Genomic DNA, 16,864 nt, shown 5'->3' on the forward strand with positions numbered 1-16,864 from the left:
ACACCCCCGCTCACCGCCCCTCGGCTCACGCCGCCTCGGTCACCGCCTCCCGCTCGCGGCGCAGCCGGTGCTCGGTGCGGATGCCGGACCAGGCGGTGCAGGCCAGGCTGGCGGCGATGAGGCCCTCGGCCCAGAAGAACGCCACGTAGTCGATCAGGGATCCGATCGGCGGCGCCCCGGGGGCCGCGTTGCGCATGCCGATCAGGGCGAACAGGCTCGCCGCCATCCAGCCCAGGGAGGGCCAGACCAGCCCCTCGCGCTTGCGGTACAGCACCTCGGCGGCGCCGAGGACGGCCAGGGCGATGGCCCACATGGCCGCGATCATGAACCAGGAGAGGATGAAGGTGCTGCGGGACCGGGTGATCCGCGTATCCAGGGTCACGGCGCCGGAGCTCGCGGTGGTGGCCTGCGGGCGCAGTACGAAGAACGGGTCGGTGTCGGTGAGGACCAGGCCGACCGGCACGGCCGCGCCCCCGCTGGTGGCGGTGAAGCCGGCCTCGGCGCGGTAGCGGTCGAACGGGTAGTCCGTCTTGGTGCCGTCGTACGTCCCCACCTGGACGAGCTGGGACGCCGCGGCCTCCCCCTCGGCCGCCCGGATGGTCACCCTGGGGGTGCCGGTGACGGTGATCTCGACGGGGCGGGCGAAGGTCTGGGAGTCCGGCCCGGCGGCGAACCTGCCGTGCGGGACGGGCGTGACGTAGAGGGTCAGCTGCTGGGCGGTCGGGTCCACGTCCTGGGCGGTGACGTCCAGTTCGATCCAGTCGGGCGTCGCGGGGACCGCCAGCTCCCTGGTCTGTTCGCGGGTGTCGCGCTCGTTGAGGTACAGCCCGATGCCCGACCCGCAGAGGGTGACGACCACCGCCAGGACGGCGGCGAACCGCCAACGGCGGCGGGGGGATCGGTGCGCGGCCCGGTCGGTCGCGCTGGTGTCGTCGGTGGTGACCTGCACGGTCGTCCTTCCTGCGGCGGTGGCGCCGGGCCGGCAGGGTCGCTGCCGCCCGGCGTCGCCCGCCGGTGTTGCTCGGTCGCTCCGGCCCGGCAGGTCCCACCACCTGCCGGGCCGGAGCCGTCTTACAAGGCGCGGCGCGCGGCGGCGATCCGGTCGGGATCCCAGCCGGGCCGGGGGACGGACTCCAGCAGCAGCCGGGTGTAGGCGTGCTGCGGGGAGTCCAGGACATGGGCGGTGGGGCCGGATTCGACGATCCGTCCGTGGCGCATCACGACGACCTCGTCGGTGACGCAGCGGACGACGCCGAGGTCGTGGGTGATGAACAGGTAGCCGATGCCGGTCCGTTCGCGGATGTCGGCGAGCAGGTTGAGGACCTGTGCCTGCACGGAGACGTCCAGCGCGGCGACCGCCTCGTCCAGCACCAGGACGGCCGGCTGGACGGCCAACGCCCGTGCGATGGCGACGCGTTGGCGCTGGCCGCCGGAGAGCTGCCGGGGCAGCGCGTCGGCCGCCCGGCTGCCGAGGCCGACCTGGTCGAGGAGTTCGCGGATCCGGGCCGCGTGGTCGGTGCCGGGGAAGTGCAGCCGCAGGGTCTCGCGGAGCACGGCCTCGACGCTGGTGCGCGGGTCCAGGGAGAGGTACGGGTCCTGGAAGACCATCTGGACCTCACGGGCGCGGGCCAGCCGCCCGGCCCTCCCCCGCACCCGGCCGGCGCGGGCCCGGCCCCGGACGGCGACCCGCCCCTCGTCGGCCTGTTCGAGGCCGACGACGATCCGGGCGGTGGTCGTCTTGCCGGAGCCGGACTCGCCCACGATGCCGAGCGATCCGCCGGCCGGGAGGGTGAAGGAGACGTCGTCCACCGCCCGTACGGTGCCGAAGGTCCGGCACAGTCCGGTGACCTCCAGTACGGCCTCAGGCATCGGCGCGGCTCCCTTCGAGCGGGTGGTGGCAGGCGACCGGGCCCGGCGCCGGGGTCTCCTCGCGGCACAGGACGGTCGCCCGGGGGCACCGGGGGGCGAACGCGCAGCCCGTCAACTCCTCGCGCAGGTCCGGTGGTTGGCCGTCGATGGCGGCGAGTCGGCCGCTCCCGGAGTCCAGCCCCGGGGTGGCGGCCAGCAGCGCGGCGGTGTAGGGGTGGCGGGGCCGGGCGAAGAGCGCCTCGGCGGGGCCGCTCTCGACGATCCGCCCGGCGTACATGACGTGGACCCGGTCGCTGATGGCGGCGGCGAGGCCGAGGTCGTGGGTGACGAACAGCAGGCCGGTGCCGAAGCGTTGGCGCAGCCGGTCGAGGAGCGCGACCACCTCGGCCTGGCTGGTGACGTCGAGCGCGGTGGTGGGCTCGTCGGCGAGCAGCAGGACCGGGTCGCCCATCAGCGCGGCGGCGATCATGACGCGTTGGAGCATGCCGCCGGACAGCTGGCCGGGGTAGCGGCGCAGCAGTTCCGGGCCGAGGCCCACGGCGTCGAGCAGTTCGACCGCGCGCCGCTCGGCGTCCTCCCGGCTCGTCCGGCCGCCGAGGCGGACGCCCTCGGTGAGGAAGTCGCCGACGCGGCGCAGCGGGTTGATCGCGGCCCTGGGGTCCTGGAAGACCATGGCGGCCCGGCCGGTGCGCAGGGCGCGCAGCCGGTCGGGGCCCATCGTCAGGACGTCCTCGCCGTCGACCAGGACGCTGCCCTCGGCGGTGGCGCCGGGCGGCAGCAGGCCGAGGGCGCTGCGGGAGGTGAGGCTCTTGCCGGAGCCGGACTCGCCGACCAGGGCCACGGTCTCCCCGGGGCCCACGGCGAGGTCGACCCCGTCGAGGACGGGCCGGGCGGTGCCGGGCAGGCGGAGCCGCAGGCCCCGGATGTCGAGGGCGTTCACGCGGTCCTCCGGTTCGGGGCTGCGCCGGTTCGTCGGGTCCCCCGGTTCGTCGTTCTCCGGCTCGTCGTTCTCCGGCTCATCGGCTCCTCCGGGCGACGCGGTCGGCCCAGCGCTCGCCGACGACGTTGAACGCGACGACGGTGAGCACGAGGAGGACGCACGGCAGGATCGCGGAGAGCGGGTAGCCGTGCTGGATCGCCGTCTGGCCGTCGAAGACCATCCGCCCCCAGTCGGGGGTGAGCGCGGGGACGCCGAGGCCGAGGAAGGAGAGGCCGGCGAGGTCCATGAGGGCGTAGCCGAAGTTGATGGTGGACTGCGCCAGGACGATCGGGGCGATGTTGGGCAGGACGTGCCGCAGGCAGATCTGCGCGGCGGAGTGGCCCTGGACCTGGTACGCGGCGACGTAGGGCCGTTCGCGTTCGGCCAGCACCAGGGAGCGGGTCAGCCGCGAGACGTACGGCAGGTAGGCGATCGCGAGGGCGACGACGGGGGCGAGGAGGCCCTCCCCGTACACCGAGACGATCAGGATGGCGAGCAGCATGCCGGGGAAGGCGAAGACCAGTTCGGTGCCGCGGGAGAGGACGGAGTCGAGCCAGCCGCCCCGCCAGCCGGCGACCAGGCCGACCAGGACGCCGGCGACGGTGGAGAAGGCGACCACGCCGAGCGGGCCGAGCAGGGAGGTGCGGGCGCCGAGCAGGAGCCGGGAGAGGGTGTCGCGGCCGGCGGCGTCGACGCCGAGCAGGTGGTCGGGCGAGGGGCCGGCGAGGGCGTTGCCGAGGTCGACGGCGTTCGGGTCGTCCGGCGCGATCCAGGGGGCGAGCAGGGCGGCCAGCACCACCAGGGCGACGAGGCCGAGGCAGGCCAGGTGGAGCGGGGCGCGGGCGGCCCTGAGGCGGCCGAGGCCGGGCCGGCGGGTGAGGGCGACACTCATGCGTCGGCCCTCCTCGAACCGAGGGCGACCCGGGGGTCGACCAGCGGGTGGAGCAGGTCGACGACCAGGTTCACGGTCATGAACAGGGCGACGATCAGCAGCGAGATGGCCTGGACGGTGGGGAAGTCCTTGGTGGTGGTGGACAGTTCGAGGAGCTGGCCGATGCCGCCGATGCTGAACGCGGACTCCACCAGGATCGTGCAGACCAGCAGGGTGGAGACGATCAGGCCGCCGGTGGTCAGCACGGTGCCCAGCGAGTTGCGGAACACGTGGCGACGGATCACCTCGCGCTCGGGCACGCCGCGGCTGCGGGCGACGGCGACGTGCTCGCCCTCCAGGGCGTCCAGCATCGCCGAGCGGGTGACCCGGGCGAGCATCCCGATCAGGTACAGCGCGAGGGCGACCGCCGGCAGGGTGAGGTGCCACAGCAGGTCGCCGAAGCCGTCGCCGGTGCCGCTGGTCGGGAACCAGCCCAGCTTGACCGCGAACAGGCCCTGTAGCAGGACGGCCGCGACGAAGGAGGGGGTGCCGACCGCGAGCGTGGTGGAGAGCAGGACCGCCGAGTCGGTCGCGCCGCCGCGCACCGCGCCGATCCAGCCGAGGGCCAGGCCGAGGACGGCGACCACGAGCAGGGCCATGACCACCAGGGTCAGGGTGGCGGGCAGCCGGTCGGCGAGCAGCCGGGACACGTCGGTGCGGTAGGTGATGGAGCGTCCGAAGTCGCCCTGCAGCACCTGGCCGAGCCAGCGGAAGTACCGCACCAGGAACGGGTCGTCGAGGTGGTACTGCTCGTTGATCGCCTGCAGGGCGGCCGGGGAGGCCGACCGGCCGGACAGCAGGAAGCTCGCCGGGTTGCCCGGTGCCAGGTACATCGCGCCGAAGACCACGAAGGACGCGCCGAGCAGGGTGGCGGCCATCTCGGCCAGCCGCCGGGCGGCGAATCTCAGGAAGTTCACCGGGCGGCCCCCACGTCGGCGGCCCACGGGTAGTACATGTACGAGATGGTGGTGGGGGCGCCGGTGACGCGCTTGTTGAGGAAGACGCTGGTGGGCCACTCGGCGACCGGGATCCACAGCAGCTGTTCGGAGGCGGTCTGCTGGAGCCTGGCCTCGATCGCGCCGCGCCTGGCCGGGTCGTACTCGGCGGTGGCCTGGTCGACGAGGTCGTCGTAGGCCTTGTCGCTGAAGCCGGCGTAGTTCTGGTAGGCGCCGGTCCGGAAGTTGGCGAGCAGGTCGAGCGGGTCGGTGACGGAGTCGTAGTACGTCTCCGGGAACAGGTCGATGCCCTCGCGCGCCTTGGCGTCGGTGAACAGCGCGGTGAAGGCGTTCGGGGCGATCGTCTTCAGCTGGACGTTCAGGCCGATCTTCGCTCCGGCGGCCTGGACGGCGGTGGCGAGCAGCGAGACGTCCTGGCCGATGGTGCTGGTGGCGACGGTGAGCGTCCTGCCCTCGGCGCCGGCCTCCTTGACCAGGGCCTTGGCCCGGTCGATGTCCGGGGCGGTGGGGGTGAGGTGGTCGAAGGCCGCCTTCCGGACGTCCTCGGGGGCGCCGGCCCAGGCGGCCCTGGTGGTGAGGGAGCCGGTGACGGTGCCGGCGCCGGCCAGGCCGGTCCGGACGAAGCCGGAGCGGTCGAGGGCCAGCGAGAGCGCCTGGCGGACCCGCAGGTCGCCGAGCGGGCCGTTCATGCTGGTGACGTTGAGGTTGACGGTGCTCAGGCCCTCGCCGAAGTAGAGCGTGCCCGGGCCCTCGCGCTTCAGCCGGTCGTAGCTCTCGGTGGGGATCAGGTAGCCGCCGTCGACGTCGCCGGTGAGCATCGCGTTGGTGCGGGCGGACGCGTCGGTGAGGAAGCTGAACACGACCTTCTTCGACTTGGCCTTGGCGCCCCAGTAGCCGTCGAAGCGCTGGAGCTCGATCGACTGGCCCTTGGCCCAGGTGCCCAGCGTGAAGGGGCCGGTGCAGTCGAGGCCGCCGCTGGTGCCGTAGTCCTTGCCCGCGGCCTCCACCCCCGCCTTGGCGGCGACGACGCCGGCAGCGGTCGCCATGTACTGCGGGAACTGGGAGTCGGGCTGCTTGAGCTTGACGGTGACCTGGAGCGGGCCGGTCCTGGTGACGGACTCGACGTTCTGGAACACCTGCGCCCAGGCCGCCGCGTTGTCCGGGTTCATCTGCCGGCCGAGGCTGTACACGACGTCGTCGGCGGTCATCACCGTGCCGTCGTGGAAGTGGACGCCGGAGCGCAGGTCGTAGACCCAGGTCGCCGGGTCGGGGTTGGAGGCCTTCTCGGCCAGGCCGGGGGCCAGGGTGAGCTGGGGGGTCCAGCGCATCAGGCTCTCGCAGACGTTGGAGAGCACCGTGTTCTGCGGGTAGTCGAAGGCCTGGAGGTAGTCCAGGGTGGGCGGCTCGGCGTAGGTGGCCCAGGTGAACGAGTCGAGCTCGCCCTTGGCGGGCGGGGTGTCGGCGGAGAGCCGGACCGCCGCCTGGTCGGCGCCGCCGCGGGGCGGGCCGGAGCAGGCGGCGACCAGGGCCGCCGCCGAGAGCAGGGCGGTGGCGAGGACGAGCCGGCCGCGGGCTCCGGCGCCCCTCGCGGGCGCGGTGGGAGTCATGAGGGTGGGGTCTCCGTTCGCTGGCGAGGGGTCAGGCGTGGGCGGCCGGGATCTGCTGGGTGATGCAGTGGACGCCGCCGCCGCCGTAGGCGATCACCCGGGCGCGCACGCCGACGACCTTCCGGTCCGGGTAGGCGGCGGCGAGCACGGCCAGGGCGCCCGCGTCCTCGGGGTGGTCGGCGACCGGCACGACGACGCCGCCGTTGGCGAGGTAGAAGTTCAGGTAGCCGACCTCGACCTCGCGGCCGTCGACCTCGACGAAGGCGGCCTGCGGCAGGTCGACGATCTCGAAGGGCCGGCCCTGGGCGTCCGTGGAGTGCTCCAGCACGGCGCGGTTGGCCCGCATCCGGGCGTGGTCCGGGTGCGCGGGGTCGGCCGGGAGCTGCACCACGACCTTGCCGGGGGCGACGAACGCGCAGACGCCGTCCACGTGCCCGTCGGTCTCGGTGTCCAGCGCCCCGCCGTACGGCAGCCAGACCACCTTGGTGACGCCGAGGCGCGCCTTCAGTTCGGCCTCGATCTCCTGCCGGGTCATCTCCGGGTTGCGGTTGGGGTGCAGCAGGCACTGCTCGGTGGTGATCAACGTGCCCTCGCCGTCGACGGTGATCGCGCCGCCCTCGAGGATCATCTCGGAGCGGATCGCCGGGGTGCCGAGGTGCTCCAGCAGCAGGCCGCTGATCCGGTCGTCGGCGTCCCAGGGGCTGTGCTTGCGGCCCCAGGCGTTGAAGCGGAAGTCCACGCCGGCCCGGCGGCCGTCCCCGTCGAGGACGAAGATCGGCGCGGAGTCGCGGAACCAGGAGTCGTCCGTCGGCAGCTCGACCACGGTGATGCCCTCGCCGCACCGGGCCCGGGCCTCCTCGCCGTGGCCGGGCGGCGCGACCATGGTGACCGGTTCGAACTGCGCGATGGCGCGGGCGACGGCCGCGTACTCGCCCTTCACCTCGTCGAGGGTGTCGCCCCACAGGTCCGGGCGGACGGGCCAGGCCATCAGGCAGCCCTCGTGCTCGGTCCACTCCGCGGGCATTCGGTACGTCACGGGAAACCTCTTCTGTTCGGGCCCCTCCGGGCGCGGCGCGGTGCGCCGGGCAGCGACGTGGCCGTCGGTGGTGTCCGGGAGGGGGTGGGGGTCTACGGGGCGCTCCCTGGCTGATGCGGGAGGCGTGGGGGTTGCCCCGCATCCTCTACCGTACTGAAAATTCAGTCAAGACTTGGAGGCAAAGCTGATGGAAACCCCTGAAACGATCATCAGGAACCTGTCTGACCAGCCGGGAAGCCCGGTAGAGTGGGCGCCCATGTCGGACCGTCGGACGGAAATACTCAAGGCCGCGACCCGGGTGATCGCCCGGCGCGGCGTACGCGGACTGCGTGTGAACGAACTCGCGGCCGAGGCCGGGGTGTCCACCTCGCTGATCTACTACCACTTCACCGACCGGGCCGGGATCCTCCGGGAGACGCTGGCGCACATCAGCGACCGCGCGGACCACTACACCGCCGACGAGGAGCCCGCCCCGGCCCGCGCCGAGAGCCCCCGGGCCGACCTCGAACGCGTACTGCTCCGGGAGCTCCAGGACAGCCCGGACGTCCGGGAGAACAGCACCGCCTGGGGCGAGTTGAGAGCCACCGCGGTCTTCGAACCGCACCTGCGCGAGGACCTGGCGCGGACCACCCACACCTGGGTGCACGACATCGCCGAACTGCTCGCCCGGGCCGATCCGTGCGGGACCGCCCCGGCGCACGCGGCCGCCGCCGAACGGCTCACCGCCCTCGTCGAGGGCCTGAGCGTGCGCTGGCTGAGCGGCTCGCTGCCGCTCGACCACGCCCGCCGGCTGCTGTGCGGGGCCGTCGAGGCGGAGCTGGCGCGCGACTAGCCGGGCCGTCGCGGGCGGACCGTTCCCGTCGGGCTCCCGCGTCGGACACCCCTCGCCGGGGCCGATTCGGCCGATCCTGATAAAACCTCTAAACTCTGCGGCGCCGTGCGTGCCGTGCGTGCCGTACGTGCCGCGTGTGCCGTACGCCCGTTTCCGGCCCGTCCGGCCCCCGTGCCGCCCCCTGACCGCCGAGAGAGGCAGCCCGCATGTCCGCTGACCGGTCCCCCTTCGCCCTCCAGCCGGTCTTCCAGGAGCTGGCCGACGACGACCCGCGCGAGGTCGGCGGCCACCTGCTGGCCGCCCGGCTCGGCGCCGGCGGCATGGGCCGGGTCTACCTCTCGTACACCCCCGGCGGCCGGCCGGTGGCGCTCAAGGTGGTGCGGCCCGAACTGGCCGGGGACCCGGAGTTCCGGGCCCGGTTCGCCCAGGAGGTGGCCAGCGCCCGACGCATCCACGGGCTGTACACGGCCCAGGTGGTCGACGCGGGCGTGGACGCCGCCACCCCCTGGCTGGCCACCACCTACGTGCCGGGCCCCTCGCTCCAGGAGGTGGTGCAGCGCCACGGCCCACTCCCGGAACGGACCGTCCTGCTGCTGATGGCCGGCATCGCCGAGGCGCTCCAGGCGATCCACGCCACCGGGGTGGTCCACCGGGACCTCAAACCCGGCAACGTGCTGATCGCCTCCGACGGCCCCCGGGTGATCGACTTCGGCATCGCCCGCGCGGCCGACGCCAGCGCGCTGACCGGCACCGGCCTGCGGATCGGCTCGCCCGCCTACATGGCGCCCGAGCAGGCCGTGGGCCGGGCCGCGACCCCGGCCACCGACGTGTACGCGCTGGGCGCCCTGGCCGTCCACGTCGCCGGCGGCGCTCCGCCGTTCGGGGACGGCCCGGACCCGGCGGCGCTCTACCGGACCGTCCACGAGGAGCCCGACCTCGGCCGGGTCCCGGAGAGCCTGCGCGCGCTGCTGCTGCGGTGCCTGGCCAAGCGGCCCGAGGACCGTCCGACCACCGCCGAGGTGATCGCCGCCGCCCGGAGCCACCCGGCCGTGGGCGGGCAGCTCAGGTTCGGCGACGACTGGCTGCCGCACCCGCTGACCAGCCAGATCACCCGGCACGCCGAGCTGCCGCAGGTACCGGCCGAGGGGCCCGGGGCCGCCGGGCCCGGGTGGGACTCGGCGCGTACGGTCCTCGCCCCGACCACCCCGCCGACGCCGACGGTGCTCGCGCCGGCGCCTGCGACCGGAGCCGCCCCGGCACCCGCCGGGCCGCTGCCCGCCGGGTCGCAGGTGTCGGCAGGCCGTCAGGCCCCGCGCGCGGGCGGCCGCAGACGCGCCCTCGGGCGCACCGCGCTGACCGCCGCCGTCGCCCTGGCCGTCGGCGCCGCCACCGCGACGGCCCTGCTGCTCGACGACCAGGAGTCGGGGGAGGCCTCGGCCGCCGAGGCCCCGGTGTCCGGTGCCGCCGAGCCCGGCGCCCCGACCGCCGCCCCGACGCCCGCCGGGTCGCCGTCGCCCACCCGGTCCGTCCCCGTCGCGCCGGGCGCCGCACCGCCGTCCGCCCCCGCCCCCGAGTACGCCCCGGCCTACCGCGCGGTCGAGCTGACCTCGTCGGACGCCGGCTACGAGTTCGACCTCGCCACCGGCACCGTGGTCCCGACCGACAGCGCGACCTGGTACGTCGGCCGCGGCGAAGGCGAGTTCCTGGTGCCGGAGAACGCCGACTCCTTCATCGGCCGGGACGCCGGACTGGGCCCGGCCGAGTGCCTCAAGGGCCTCGGCAGCCGCCCGGCCGGGCGGATCCCGTTCGCCGCCGTCGGGCCGCGCGGCGCCTTCTGCGTCCGGTCCGCGGACGGCCGGGACCTCGCGGTCGTCCGGGTGCTGTCGACCGCGGGCCCGGACGGGCCGGTCCGGGTCTCCCTGGACCACTACCGCCGCAACGGCTGAGAGCCGTCGTTCCCCCGTCGGGCGGCGGGGGGACGACGGCTCCCGGCGTCGGCGGCGGGCTCGCGTACGGGCCCGCCGGTCAGAGCGGCCGCTTCACCGGCCCGGCCTGCGGGGCCGCGGGCGGCTCGGTGACGGCCCCGCCGGGCGCACCGGGCGTCGCTCCGCCAGGTGAACCGGCCGTCGCTCCGCCGGGCGAACCCGCTGTTGCTCCAGCGGGAGGCTCGGCCACCGCCCCGCCGGGCGCCCCGTCCTCCCGCAGGGCCGCCGTCTCGGACTTCAGGATCCGCATCGACTTCCCCAGTCCGCGCGCCATCTCGGGCAGCTTCTTGGAGCCGAACAGCAGCACCAGCACGGCCACCGTGACCAGCACGTGCCAGGGCTCCAGACCATTGCGCAGCATCGCCGCCTCACCCGGCCTTTCGTCGTCGTGACCGGGGCCGCTCGTATGGCGCCCCCGGTCGTCTCGGGGTGGTTTGGGTGACTTCACCGTAAAGCTTGACTGATTTTTCAGTCAATGCGAGAGTCGGTCCCGGCGCTGCCGACCGACCTCGTCCTCCCGGACGACCTCCTCGTCCGCCGCCGACCATCGCCGCGTGGGCCGCTCCCCCGGAGCCCGCCCTCCCCGCCGCACCGGATCCACCCCCCAGCCCCACCGGAGTCCACCGTGTCCCAGTCCCCCCTCGCCCGCCGCACGGTGCTGCGCTCCCTCGCCGGAGCCGGTGCGATCGCCCTCGGCGCGACGGCCTGCGCCACCGCCGGCGACGAGCCGGCCGGCCCCGCGGCCCCGGCCTCCGGCACCCCCGGACAGCCCGCCGCGCAGCCCCCGGCGCCCGCCTCCGATCCCACCCCCGCGCCCGCCCCCGCCCCCGCCCGCGGCCGGCGGCTCGGCGGCGAGTGGGAGAAGCACGAGCGGACCTTCATGGCCTGGCCCGCCTCCGAGAACGTCTGGGGCGAGCAGCTCGGCGCCGTCCGCAGGGACATCGCCACCGTGGCCCGGGCCATCGGACAGCGCGAACCGGTGGTCCTGCTCGTCCGCCCCGGCCAGGAGGCCTCGGCCCGCAACGCCTGCGGCTCGGACGTCGAGCTGCTCGCCGTCCCGGTGGACGACCTGTGGGCCCGCGACACCCTGCCGGTCTTCGTCGAGGAGGGCGGAAAGGTCAAGGGCGTCGACTTCAACTTCAGCGGCTGGGGCGGGAAGCAGGAGCACGCCAACGACGCCCGGATCGCCCGCACCGTCCTGGAGAAGTACGGGATCGAGCGGCTGGAGACCCCGCTCACCGCCGAGGGCGGCTCCTTCGAGACCGACGGCCAGGGCACCCTGCTGGTCACCGAGAGCTCCGTGGTCAACGACAACCGCAACCCGGGCCGCACCCGCGACGAGGTCGAGGCGGAGCTCAAGCGGACGCTGGGCCTCAGCAAGGTGATCTGGCTGGCGGGCGTCAAGGGCAAGGACATCACCGACGCCCACGTCGACTGCCTCGCCCGCTTCGCCGCCCCCGGCGTCGTCTTCCTGGACCGCGCCTTCCCCGGCACCCCGCCCGACGTCTGGTCCCGCTCCGCCGACCAGGCCCGCGCCGTCCTCTCCGAGGCCACCGACGCGACCGGCGGGAAGCTCAAGGTCGTCGAGATCGGCCAGCCCGACCCGGACCGGATCACCGGTCGCGGCGACGCCTTCGTCTCCTCGTACATGAACTTCTACATCGGCAACAAGGGCGTCTACCTGCCGCTCTTCGGCGACGCCAAGGCCGACGGCCACGCCCAGGAGGTCTTCCGGGAGCAGTTCCCGGACCGCGAGATCGTCCCCGTGAAGATCGACACCATCGCCTCCGGCGGGGGCGGCATCCACTGCTCCACCCACGACCAGCCGGCCGGCTGACCCCCGCCGCCCCGCACCGAGGGAGAAGGGAACCCCCGTGCAGCTGACCCCCACCGAACGCGACCGGCTGCTGATCTTCACAGCAGCCGAACTCGCCCGCGCCCGCCGCGCCCGCGGCCTGCGGCTCAACGTCCCCGAGGCCACCGCGCTCGTCTCGGACACCGTCTGCGAGGCCGCCCGCGACGGGCTGCGCCTGGCCGAGGCCGTCGCGCGCGGCCGCTCCGTCCTCTCCCCCGCCGACGTCCTGCCCGGCGTGGCGGACCTCGTCACCGAGATCCACGTCGAGGCCGTGTTCGAGGACGGCACCCGGCTCGCCGTCATCGCCGACCCGTTCGGCGGCGGCGCCCTCGGCGAGGCCGCACCCGGCGCCGTCCTCACCGACGGCCACGCCGCGACCGGACCGGAACCCGTCCGCACCCTCGCCGTGCGCAACACCTCCGGGGTACCGGTCTCGGTCACCTCGCACTTCCACTTCTTCGAGGCCAACCCGCGGCTGGCCTTCGACCGGGCCGCCGCCTACGGGATGCACCTGGCCGTGCCGGCCGGCTCCTCGGTGCGCTTCGACCCGGGCGCCACCGTCGAGGTCGGCCTGGTGCCGATCGGCGGCGAGCGGGTCGCGATCGGCTTCGCCGGGCTGGTCGACGGGCCGCTGGACTCGCCCCGGGTGCGGCGCGAGGCGCTGCGCCGGGCCACCGAACAGGGCTACCTCGGAGCGGCCGACGAAGGACTGGCCGGCGCGGGAACGGTCGACGGCGGAGCGGCCGGCGCAGGAACAAGCGGCGAAGGACAGGAGCAGCACCCGTGAGCAGCAGCATCGACGCGTCCGAGTACACGGCCGTGCACGGCCCGCGCGCCGGGGACCGGGTCCGGCTCGGCGACAGCGGCCTGGTCGTCCGGGTCGAGTCCGACTCCCAGCGGCCGGGCGACGAGTTCCTGGCCGGCTTCGGCAAGACCGCCCGGGACGGCCTGCACCTCAAGGCCGCCGCCGTCCGGGACACCTGCGACGTGGTGATCAGCAACGTCCTGGTGATCGACGCGATCCAGGGCATCCGCAAGACCTCGATCGGCATCCGGGAGGGCCGGATCGCCTCGATCGGGCGGGCCGGCAACCCGGACACCCTGGACGGCGTGGACGTGGTGGTCGGCACCGGGACGGCCATCGTCTCCGGCGAGGGCCTGATCGTCACCGCCGGCGCCATCGACACCCACGTGCACCTGATGTCCCCGCGGATCATGGAGGCCTCGCTGGCCTCCGGTGTCACCACCATCATCGGCCAGGAGTTCGGCCCGGTCTGGGGCGTCGGCGTCAACTCGCCCTGGGCGCTGCGGCACGCCTTCAACTCCTTCGACGCCTGGCCCGTCAACATCGGCTTCCTGGGCCGCGGTTCGTCCTCCCACCCCGCCCCGCTCGTCGAGGCCCTCGCCGAGGGCGGAGCCTGCGGCTTCAAGGTGCACGAGGACATGGGCGCGCACACCCGCGCCCTGGACACCGCGCTGTCCGTCGCCGAGGCCCACGACGTCCAAGTGGCCCTGCACACCGACGGGTTGAACGAGTGCCTCTCGGTCGAGGACACCCTGAAGGTCCTCGAAGGCCGGACCATCCACGCCTTCCACATCGAGGGCTGCGGCGGCGGACACGTCCCCAACGTCCTCAAGATGGCGGGCGTGCCGAACGTCATCGGCTCCTCCACCAACCCCACCCTCCCCTTCGGCCGGGACGCGGTCGCCGAGCACTACGGCATGATCGTCTCCGTCCACGGGCTCAAGACCGACCTGCCCGGCGACGCCGCGATGGCCCGCGACCGCATCCGGGCCGGCACCATGGGCGCCGAGGACGTGCTGCACGACCTCGGGGCCATCGGCATCACCTCCTCCGACGCCCAGGGCATGGGCCGGGCCGGCGAGACGGTGCGCCGCACCTTCGCGGTGGCGGGCAAGATGAAGGCCGAACGCGGCCCGCTGGAGGGCGACGGCCCGGACGACGACAACCAGCGCGTGCTGCGCTACATCGCCAAGCTCACCATCAACCCGGCCATCGCCCACGGCCTCTCCCACGAGGTCGGCTCGATCGAGGTCGGGAAACTCGCCGACCTCGTCCTGTGGCGCCCGGCGTCCTTCGGCGCCAAGCCCCAGCTGGTCCTCAAGGCGGGCTTCCCCGCCTACGGCGTCACCGGCGACCCCAACGCCGCTACCGAGACCTGCCAACCCCTCGTCATGGGGCCCCTGTTCGGCGCCCACGGCGCCACCCCCGCGGACCTCTCCGTCGCCTTCACCAGCCGCGCCGCCGCCGAGTCCGGCACCCACGCCCGCCCGTACGACACCATGACCACCCGCCGACGCCGCGTCGCCGTCCGCCACACCCGCGGCATCGGCCCGGGCGACATGGTCCGCAACAGCCGCCTCGGCGAGGTCCTCGTCGACCCGCGCGAAGGCCTCGTCACCCTCGACGGCGCCCCCCTGCGGTCCGACCCCGCCGAGGAGGTCCCGCTGAACCGCCTGTACTTCCTCTGATTCCTCTGATTCCTCTACCCGTCGACCGGGGCGGGCCGGTGGACTCCTCGCCGGTCCGCGCGCGGCCCACCGGGGCGAGCCGAGCTACGTACTGACCAGCCCGGAGCTGGTCCACCGCGTACTGGTCACCGACGCGGCGAGCTTCGCCAAGGGCCGCTCCTTCGACAAGCTCCGCCCCTACCTCGGGAACGGACTGGCCCCCTCCCAGGGCCCCCTCCCAGGGCCCCCTCCACCTCCGACAACACCGACGGCACGGGCGAGCGGCCGGACCTGCTGTCGACGCTCCTCCAGGCCCGGGACGCCGACAGCGGCGAGGCCATGACCGACCGCCAGCTCCACGACGAACTCATCACCCTGCTGGTCGCCGGCACGGAGACCGCCGCAGGCGGGCTCGCCTGGCTCTTCCACGAGCTGGGCCGGCACCCGCTCGTCGACCAGCGGCTCCACCAGGAACTGCGGGACCACGTCGCCCTTCCCCTCGGCCCCGAGCGGCTGGCCCGGCTGGAGTACACGCGCCGCGTCGTCGACGAGGCGCTGCGCGTCCGCAACCCCGGCGGCATCACGATCCGCCGCGCGACCACCGACGTCGAACTCGGCGGCTACCGCTTCCCCCGAGGCACCGAGTTCATCTTCAGCGCCCTGGTCCTCCACCGGAACCCTCGCTACTTCCCCCACCCCCTGCGGTTCGACCCCGACCGCTGGCTGCCCGACCGGCCCCCCGTCCCGCGCGGCGCGTTCGTCCCATTCGGCGCCGGCAGCCACCTGTGCATCGGCGAGTCCTTCGCCCGCACCGAGATGATGACCGTGGTCGCGGCCGTCGCGGGCCGCTGGCGGCTGGCGCCCGTCCCGGGAGCGCGGGTACGGGGCGTCATGACCAGCACCAACCGTCCCGAGAACCTCCTGATGACGGCGGAACCGCGCACGGACCCGTCCGGGAACCGCCCGGCCGGGCCCTGACCGGTGCCGGGAGCCGTCGAGAGGCCCCGTCCCGGGGCCCGCGGCGGACCGTGGCGCGGATCACAGCGGACTTCGCGCGGACGATGAAATGCGGGAGCCGCCAAGGCGGTTGGCACGGGCGAACGATCACCGTCACCGCCCTGGCGCCCGCCACCGCCACCGCCGACCGCGAGGAATCCTCATGACCGTCACCGAGCCCGCCGCCTCCCGCGCGGCCGACCTCCTGTCCCGGCCCGTCACGCTCAACGGGCTGACCGTGCCCAACCGCATCGTGATGGCGCCGATGACGCGCTCGTTCTCCCCGGGCGGCGTGCCCGGCGAGGACGTGCGCTCGTACTACGCCCGCCGCGCCGCCGCGGGCGTCGGCCTGATCGTCACCGAGGGGACGTACGTCGGCCACGAGTCCGCCGGCCAGAGCGACGCCATCCCGCGCTTCCACGGCGAGGAGCAGCTGGCCGGGTGGGCCCGCGTCGCCGAGGACGTCCACGCGGCGGGCGGCACCATCGTCCCGCAGCTCTGGCACATCGGCATGGCGCGCAAGCAGGGCGACCCGCCGTTCGCCGACGCCCCCGCCGTCGGCCCGTCCGGCATACGGCTGGACGGCACCGAGGGAACGGGGCGGGCGATGACGCGGGCCGACCTCGACGCCGTCATCGGGGCGTTCGCCGAGGCCGCCGCGGCCGCCGAGCGGATCGGCTTCGACGGCGTCGAGCTGCACGGCGCCCACGGCTACCTGCTCGACCAGTTCCTGTGGGCCGGCACCAACCGCCGCACCGACGCCTACGGCGGCGACCCGGTCGCCCGGACGAGGTTCACCGCCGAGCTCGTCGCCGCCGTGCGCGAGGCCGTCTCCCCCGGTTTCCCGGTGATCTTCCGCTACTCGCAGTGGAAGCTGGAGAACTACGACGCCCGCCTCGCCGAGACCCCGCAGGAGCTGGAGGCGATCCTCGCCCCGCTCGCCGAGGCCGGCGTCGACGCCTTCCACGCCTCGACCCGCCGCTACTGGGTCCCCGAGTTCGACGACTCGGACCTCAACCTGGCCGGCTGGACCAGGAAGCTCACCGGCCGCCCCGCCATCACCGTCGGCTCGGTCGGCCTCGACGGCGACTTCATGCGCGCCTTCGCGGGCCAGGGCTCCGGGGTCCAGGGCCTCGACAACCTGCTCGACCGGCTGGAGCGCGACGAGTTCGACCTGGTCGCCGTCGGCCGCGCCCTCCTCCAGGACCCGCAGTGGGCCGCCAAGGTCCTCTCCGGCCGCTTCGCCGACCTGCTCCCCTACGACGCCGCCGCGAGCCGCACCCTGAGCTGACCGCGACGGGCCGACCGGGCCCGGTCCGGCCCGGCCCGTACCGCTGCGCTCGCGG

General features: G+C 74.5%; 14 protein-coding genes and 1 pseudogene. 7 read left to right on the forward strand and 8 right to left on the reverse strand.

All coding sequences use genetic code 11. The features are described from left to right. Positions 1-25: 25 nt before the first annotated feature. The 7 genes from ACFVU7_RS19630 to ACFVU7_RS19660 all read right to left on the reverse strand — a co-directional run bounded on the left by ACFVU7_RS19630 (position 26) and on the right by ACFVU7_RS19660 (position 7,378). A complete protein-coding gene (locus ACFVU7_RS19630; RefSeq protein WP_388046151.1) occupies positions 26-949 on the reverse strand; it encodes a DUF4436 family protein in 924 nt (307 codons plus the stop codon). 122 nt (positions 950-1,071) lie between these two features. Continuing rightward, on the reverse strand, positions 1,072-1,869 hold the full coding sequence (locus tag ACFVU7_RS19635; RefSeq protein ID WP_049650845.1) for an ABC transporter ATP-binding protein: 798 nt from the start codon (positions 1,867-1,869) through the stop codon (positions 1,072-1,074). After that, on the reverse strand, positions 1,862-2,809 hold the full coding sequence (locus tag ACFVU7_RS19640; RefSeq protein WP_049650853.1) for an ABC transporter ATP-binding protein: 948 nt from the start codon (positions 2,807-2,809) through the stop codon (positions 1,862-1,864). The genes ACFVU7_RS19635 and ACFVU7_RS19640 overlap by 8 nt, the downstream gene beginning before the upstream one ends. Positions 2,810-2,885: 76 nt before the next feature. Continuing rightward, positions 2,886-3,740 (reverse strand): ABC transporter permease, encoded by an 855-nt coding sequence (locus ACFVU7_RS19645; protein WP_375875354.1) that lies wholly within the window; start codon positions 3,738-3,740, stop codon positions 2,886-2,888. Continuing rightward, positions 3,737-4,696 (reverse strand): ABC transporter permease, encoded by a 960-nt coding sequence (locus tag ACFVU7_RS19650; protein WP_079272556.1) that lies wholly within the window; start codon positions 4,694-4,696, stop codon positions 3,737-3,739. Before ACFVU7_RS19650 ends, ACFVU7_RS19645 begins: the two co-directional genes overlap by 4 nt. Beyond that, the gene (locus tag ACFVU7_RS19655; protein ID WP_074004632.1) at positions 4,693-6,342 is read right to left on the reverse strand and encodes an ABC transporter substrate-binding protein; all 1,650 of its coding nucleotides are present in this window, start codon (positions 6,340-6,342) and stop codon (positions 4,693-4,695) included. The genes ACFVU7_RS19650 and ACFVU7_RS19655 overlap by 4 nt, the downstream gene beginning before the upstream one ends. 31 nt (positions 6,343-6,373) lie before the next feature. Then, positions 6,374-7,378 (reverse strand): agmatine/peptidylarginine deiminase, encoded by a 1,005-nt coding sequence (locus ACFVU7_RS19660; RefSeq protein ID WP_388046154.1) that lies wholly within the window; start codon positions 7,376-7,378, stop codon positions 6,374-6,376. A gap of 256 nt (positions 7,379-7,634) precedes the next feature. Here ACFVU7_RS19660 and ACFVU7_RS19665 point away from each other — a divergent pair, with 256 nt between their 5' ends. After that, complete coding sequence (locus ACFVU7_RS19665; protein WP_074004630.1) at positions 7,635-8,210, forward strand: TetR/AcrR family transcriptional regulator; 576 nt, start codon at positions 7,635-7,637, stop codon at positions 8,208-8,210. 206 nt (positions 8,211-8,416) lie between these two features. Beyond that, positions 8,417-10,156, forward strand: coding sequence for a serine/threonine-protein kinase (locus ACFVU7_RS19670; RefSeq protein ID WP_388046156.1), 1,740 nt, complete (start codon positions 8,417-8,419; stop codon positions 10,154-10,156). A 79-nt stretch (positions 10,157-10,235) separates the two neighbouring features. Here the strand turns inward: ACFVU7_RS19670 and tatA are convergent, their stop codons facing one another. Continuing rightward, positions 10,236-10,556 (reverse strand): Sec-independent protein translocase subunit TatA, encoded by a 321-nt coding sequence (gene tatA, locus ACFVU7_RS19675; protein ID WP_388046158.1) that lies wholly within the window; start codon positions 10,554-10,556, stop codon positions 10,236-10,238. Positions 10,557-10,820: 264 nt separating this feature from the next. Here tatA and ACFVU7_RS19680 point away from each other — a divergent pair, with 264 nt between their 5' ends. From ACFVU7_RS19680 to ACFVU7_RS19700, 5 genes and pseudogenes are all read left to right on the forward strand, one after another. Further along, positions 10,821-12,032, forward strand: a complete 1,212-nt coding sequence (locus tag ACFVU7_RS19680) for an agmatine/peptidylarginine deiminase (RefSeq protein WP_388046160.1) — start codon at positions 10,821-10,823, stop codon at positions 12,030-12,032. A gap of 37 nt (positions 12,033-12,069) precedes the next feature. Next, entirely contained in the window at positions 12,070-12,837 is a 768-nt protein-coding gene (ureA, locus tag ACFVU7_RS19685; protein WP_388046162.1) for an urease subunit gamma, read from the forward strand. Then, on the forward strand, positions 12,834-14,543 hold the full coding sequence (locus ACFVU7_RS19690; protein ID WP_388046164.1) for an urease subunit alpha: 1,710 nt from the start codon (positions 12,834-12,836) through the stop codon (positions 14,541-14,543). The genes ureA and ACFVU7_RS19690 overlap by 4 nt, the downstream gene beginning before the upstream one ends. A gap of 264 nt (positions 14,544-14,807) precedes the next feature. Beyond that, positions 14,808-15,500 (forward strand): annotated as a pseudogene (locus ACFVU7_RS19695) (cytochrome P450); the annotation flags it as partial. 181 nt (positions 15,501-15,681) lie between these two features. Next, positions 15,682-16,809, forward strand: coding sequence for an NADH:flavin oxidoreductase (locus ACFVU7_RS19700; RefSeq protein WP_388046166.1), 1,128 nt, complete (start codon positions 15,682-15,684; stop codon positions 16,807-16,809). Positions 16,810-16,864: the final 55 nt, after the last annotated feature.

Source organism: Kitasatospora sp. NPDC058046 (genome assembly GCF_042885595.1).
In the GTDB taxonomy this organism is placed as follows: domain Bacteria; phylum Actinomycetota; class Actinomycetes; order Streptomycetales; family Streptomycetaceae; genus Kitasatospora.

Bases quoted from the DNA above. Each gene is read 5' to 3' on its own strand.
- ACFVU7_RS19700 (WP_388046166.1), top strand. From the start codon at position 15,682: ATGACCGTCACCGAGCCCGCCGCCTCCCGCGCGGCCGACCTCCTGTCC.
- ACFVU7_RS19645 (WP_375875354.1), bottom strand. From the start codon at position 3,740: ATGAGTGTCGCCCTCACCCGCCGGCCCGGCCTCGGCCGCCTCAGGGCC.
- ACFVU7_RS19670 (WP_388046156.1), top strand. From the start codon at position 8,417: ATGTCCGCTGACCGGTCCCCCTTCGCCCTCCAGCCGGTCTTCCAGGAG.
- tatA (WP_388046158.1), bottom strand. From the start codon at position 10,556: ATGCTGCGCAATGGTCTGGAGCCCTGGCACGTGCTGGTCACGGTGGCC.
- ACFVU7_RS19655 (WP_074004632.1), bottom strand. From the start codon at position 6,342: ATGACTCCCACCGCGCCCGCGAGGGGCGCCGGAGCCCGCGGCCGGCTC.
- ACFVU7_RS19665 (WP_074004630.1), top strand. From the start codon at position 7,635: ATGTCGGACCGTCGGACGGAAATACTCAAGGCCGCGACCCGGGTGATC.
- ACFVU7_RS19635 (WP_049650845.1), bottom strand. From the start codon at position 1,869: ATGCCTGAGGCCGTACTGGAGGTCACCGGACTGTGCCGGACCTTCGGC.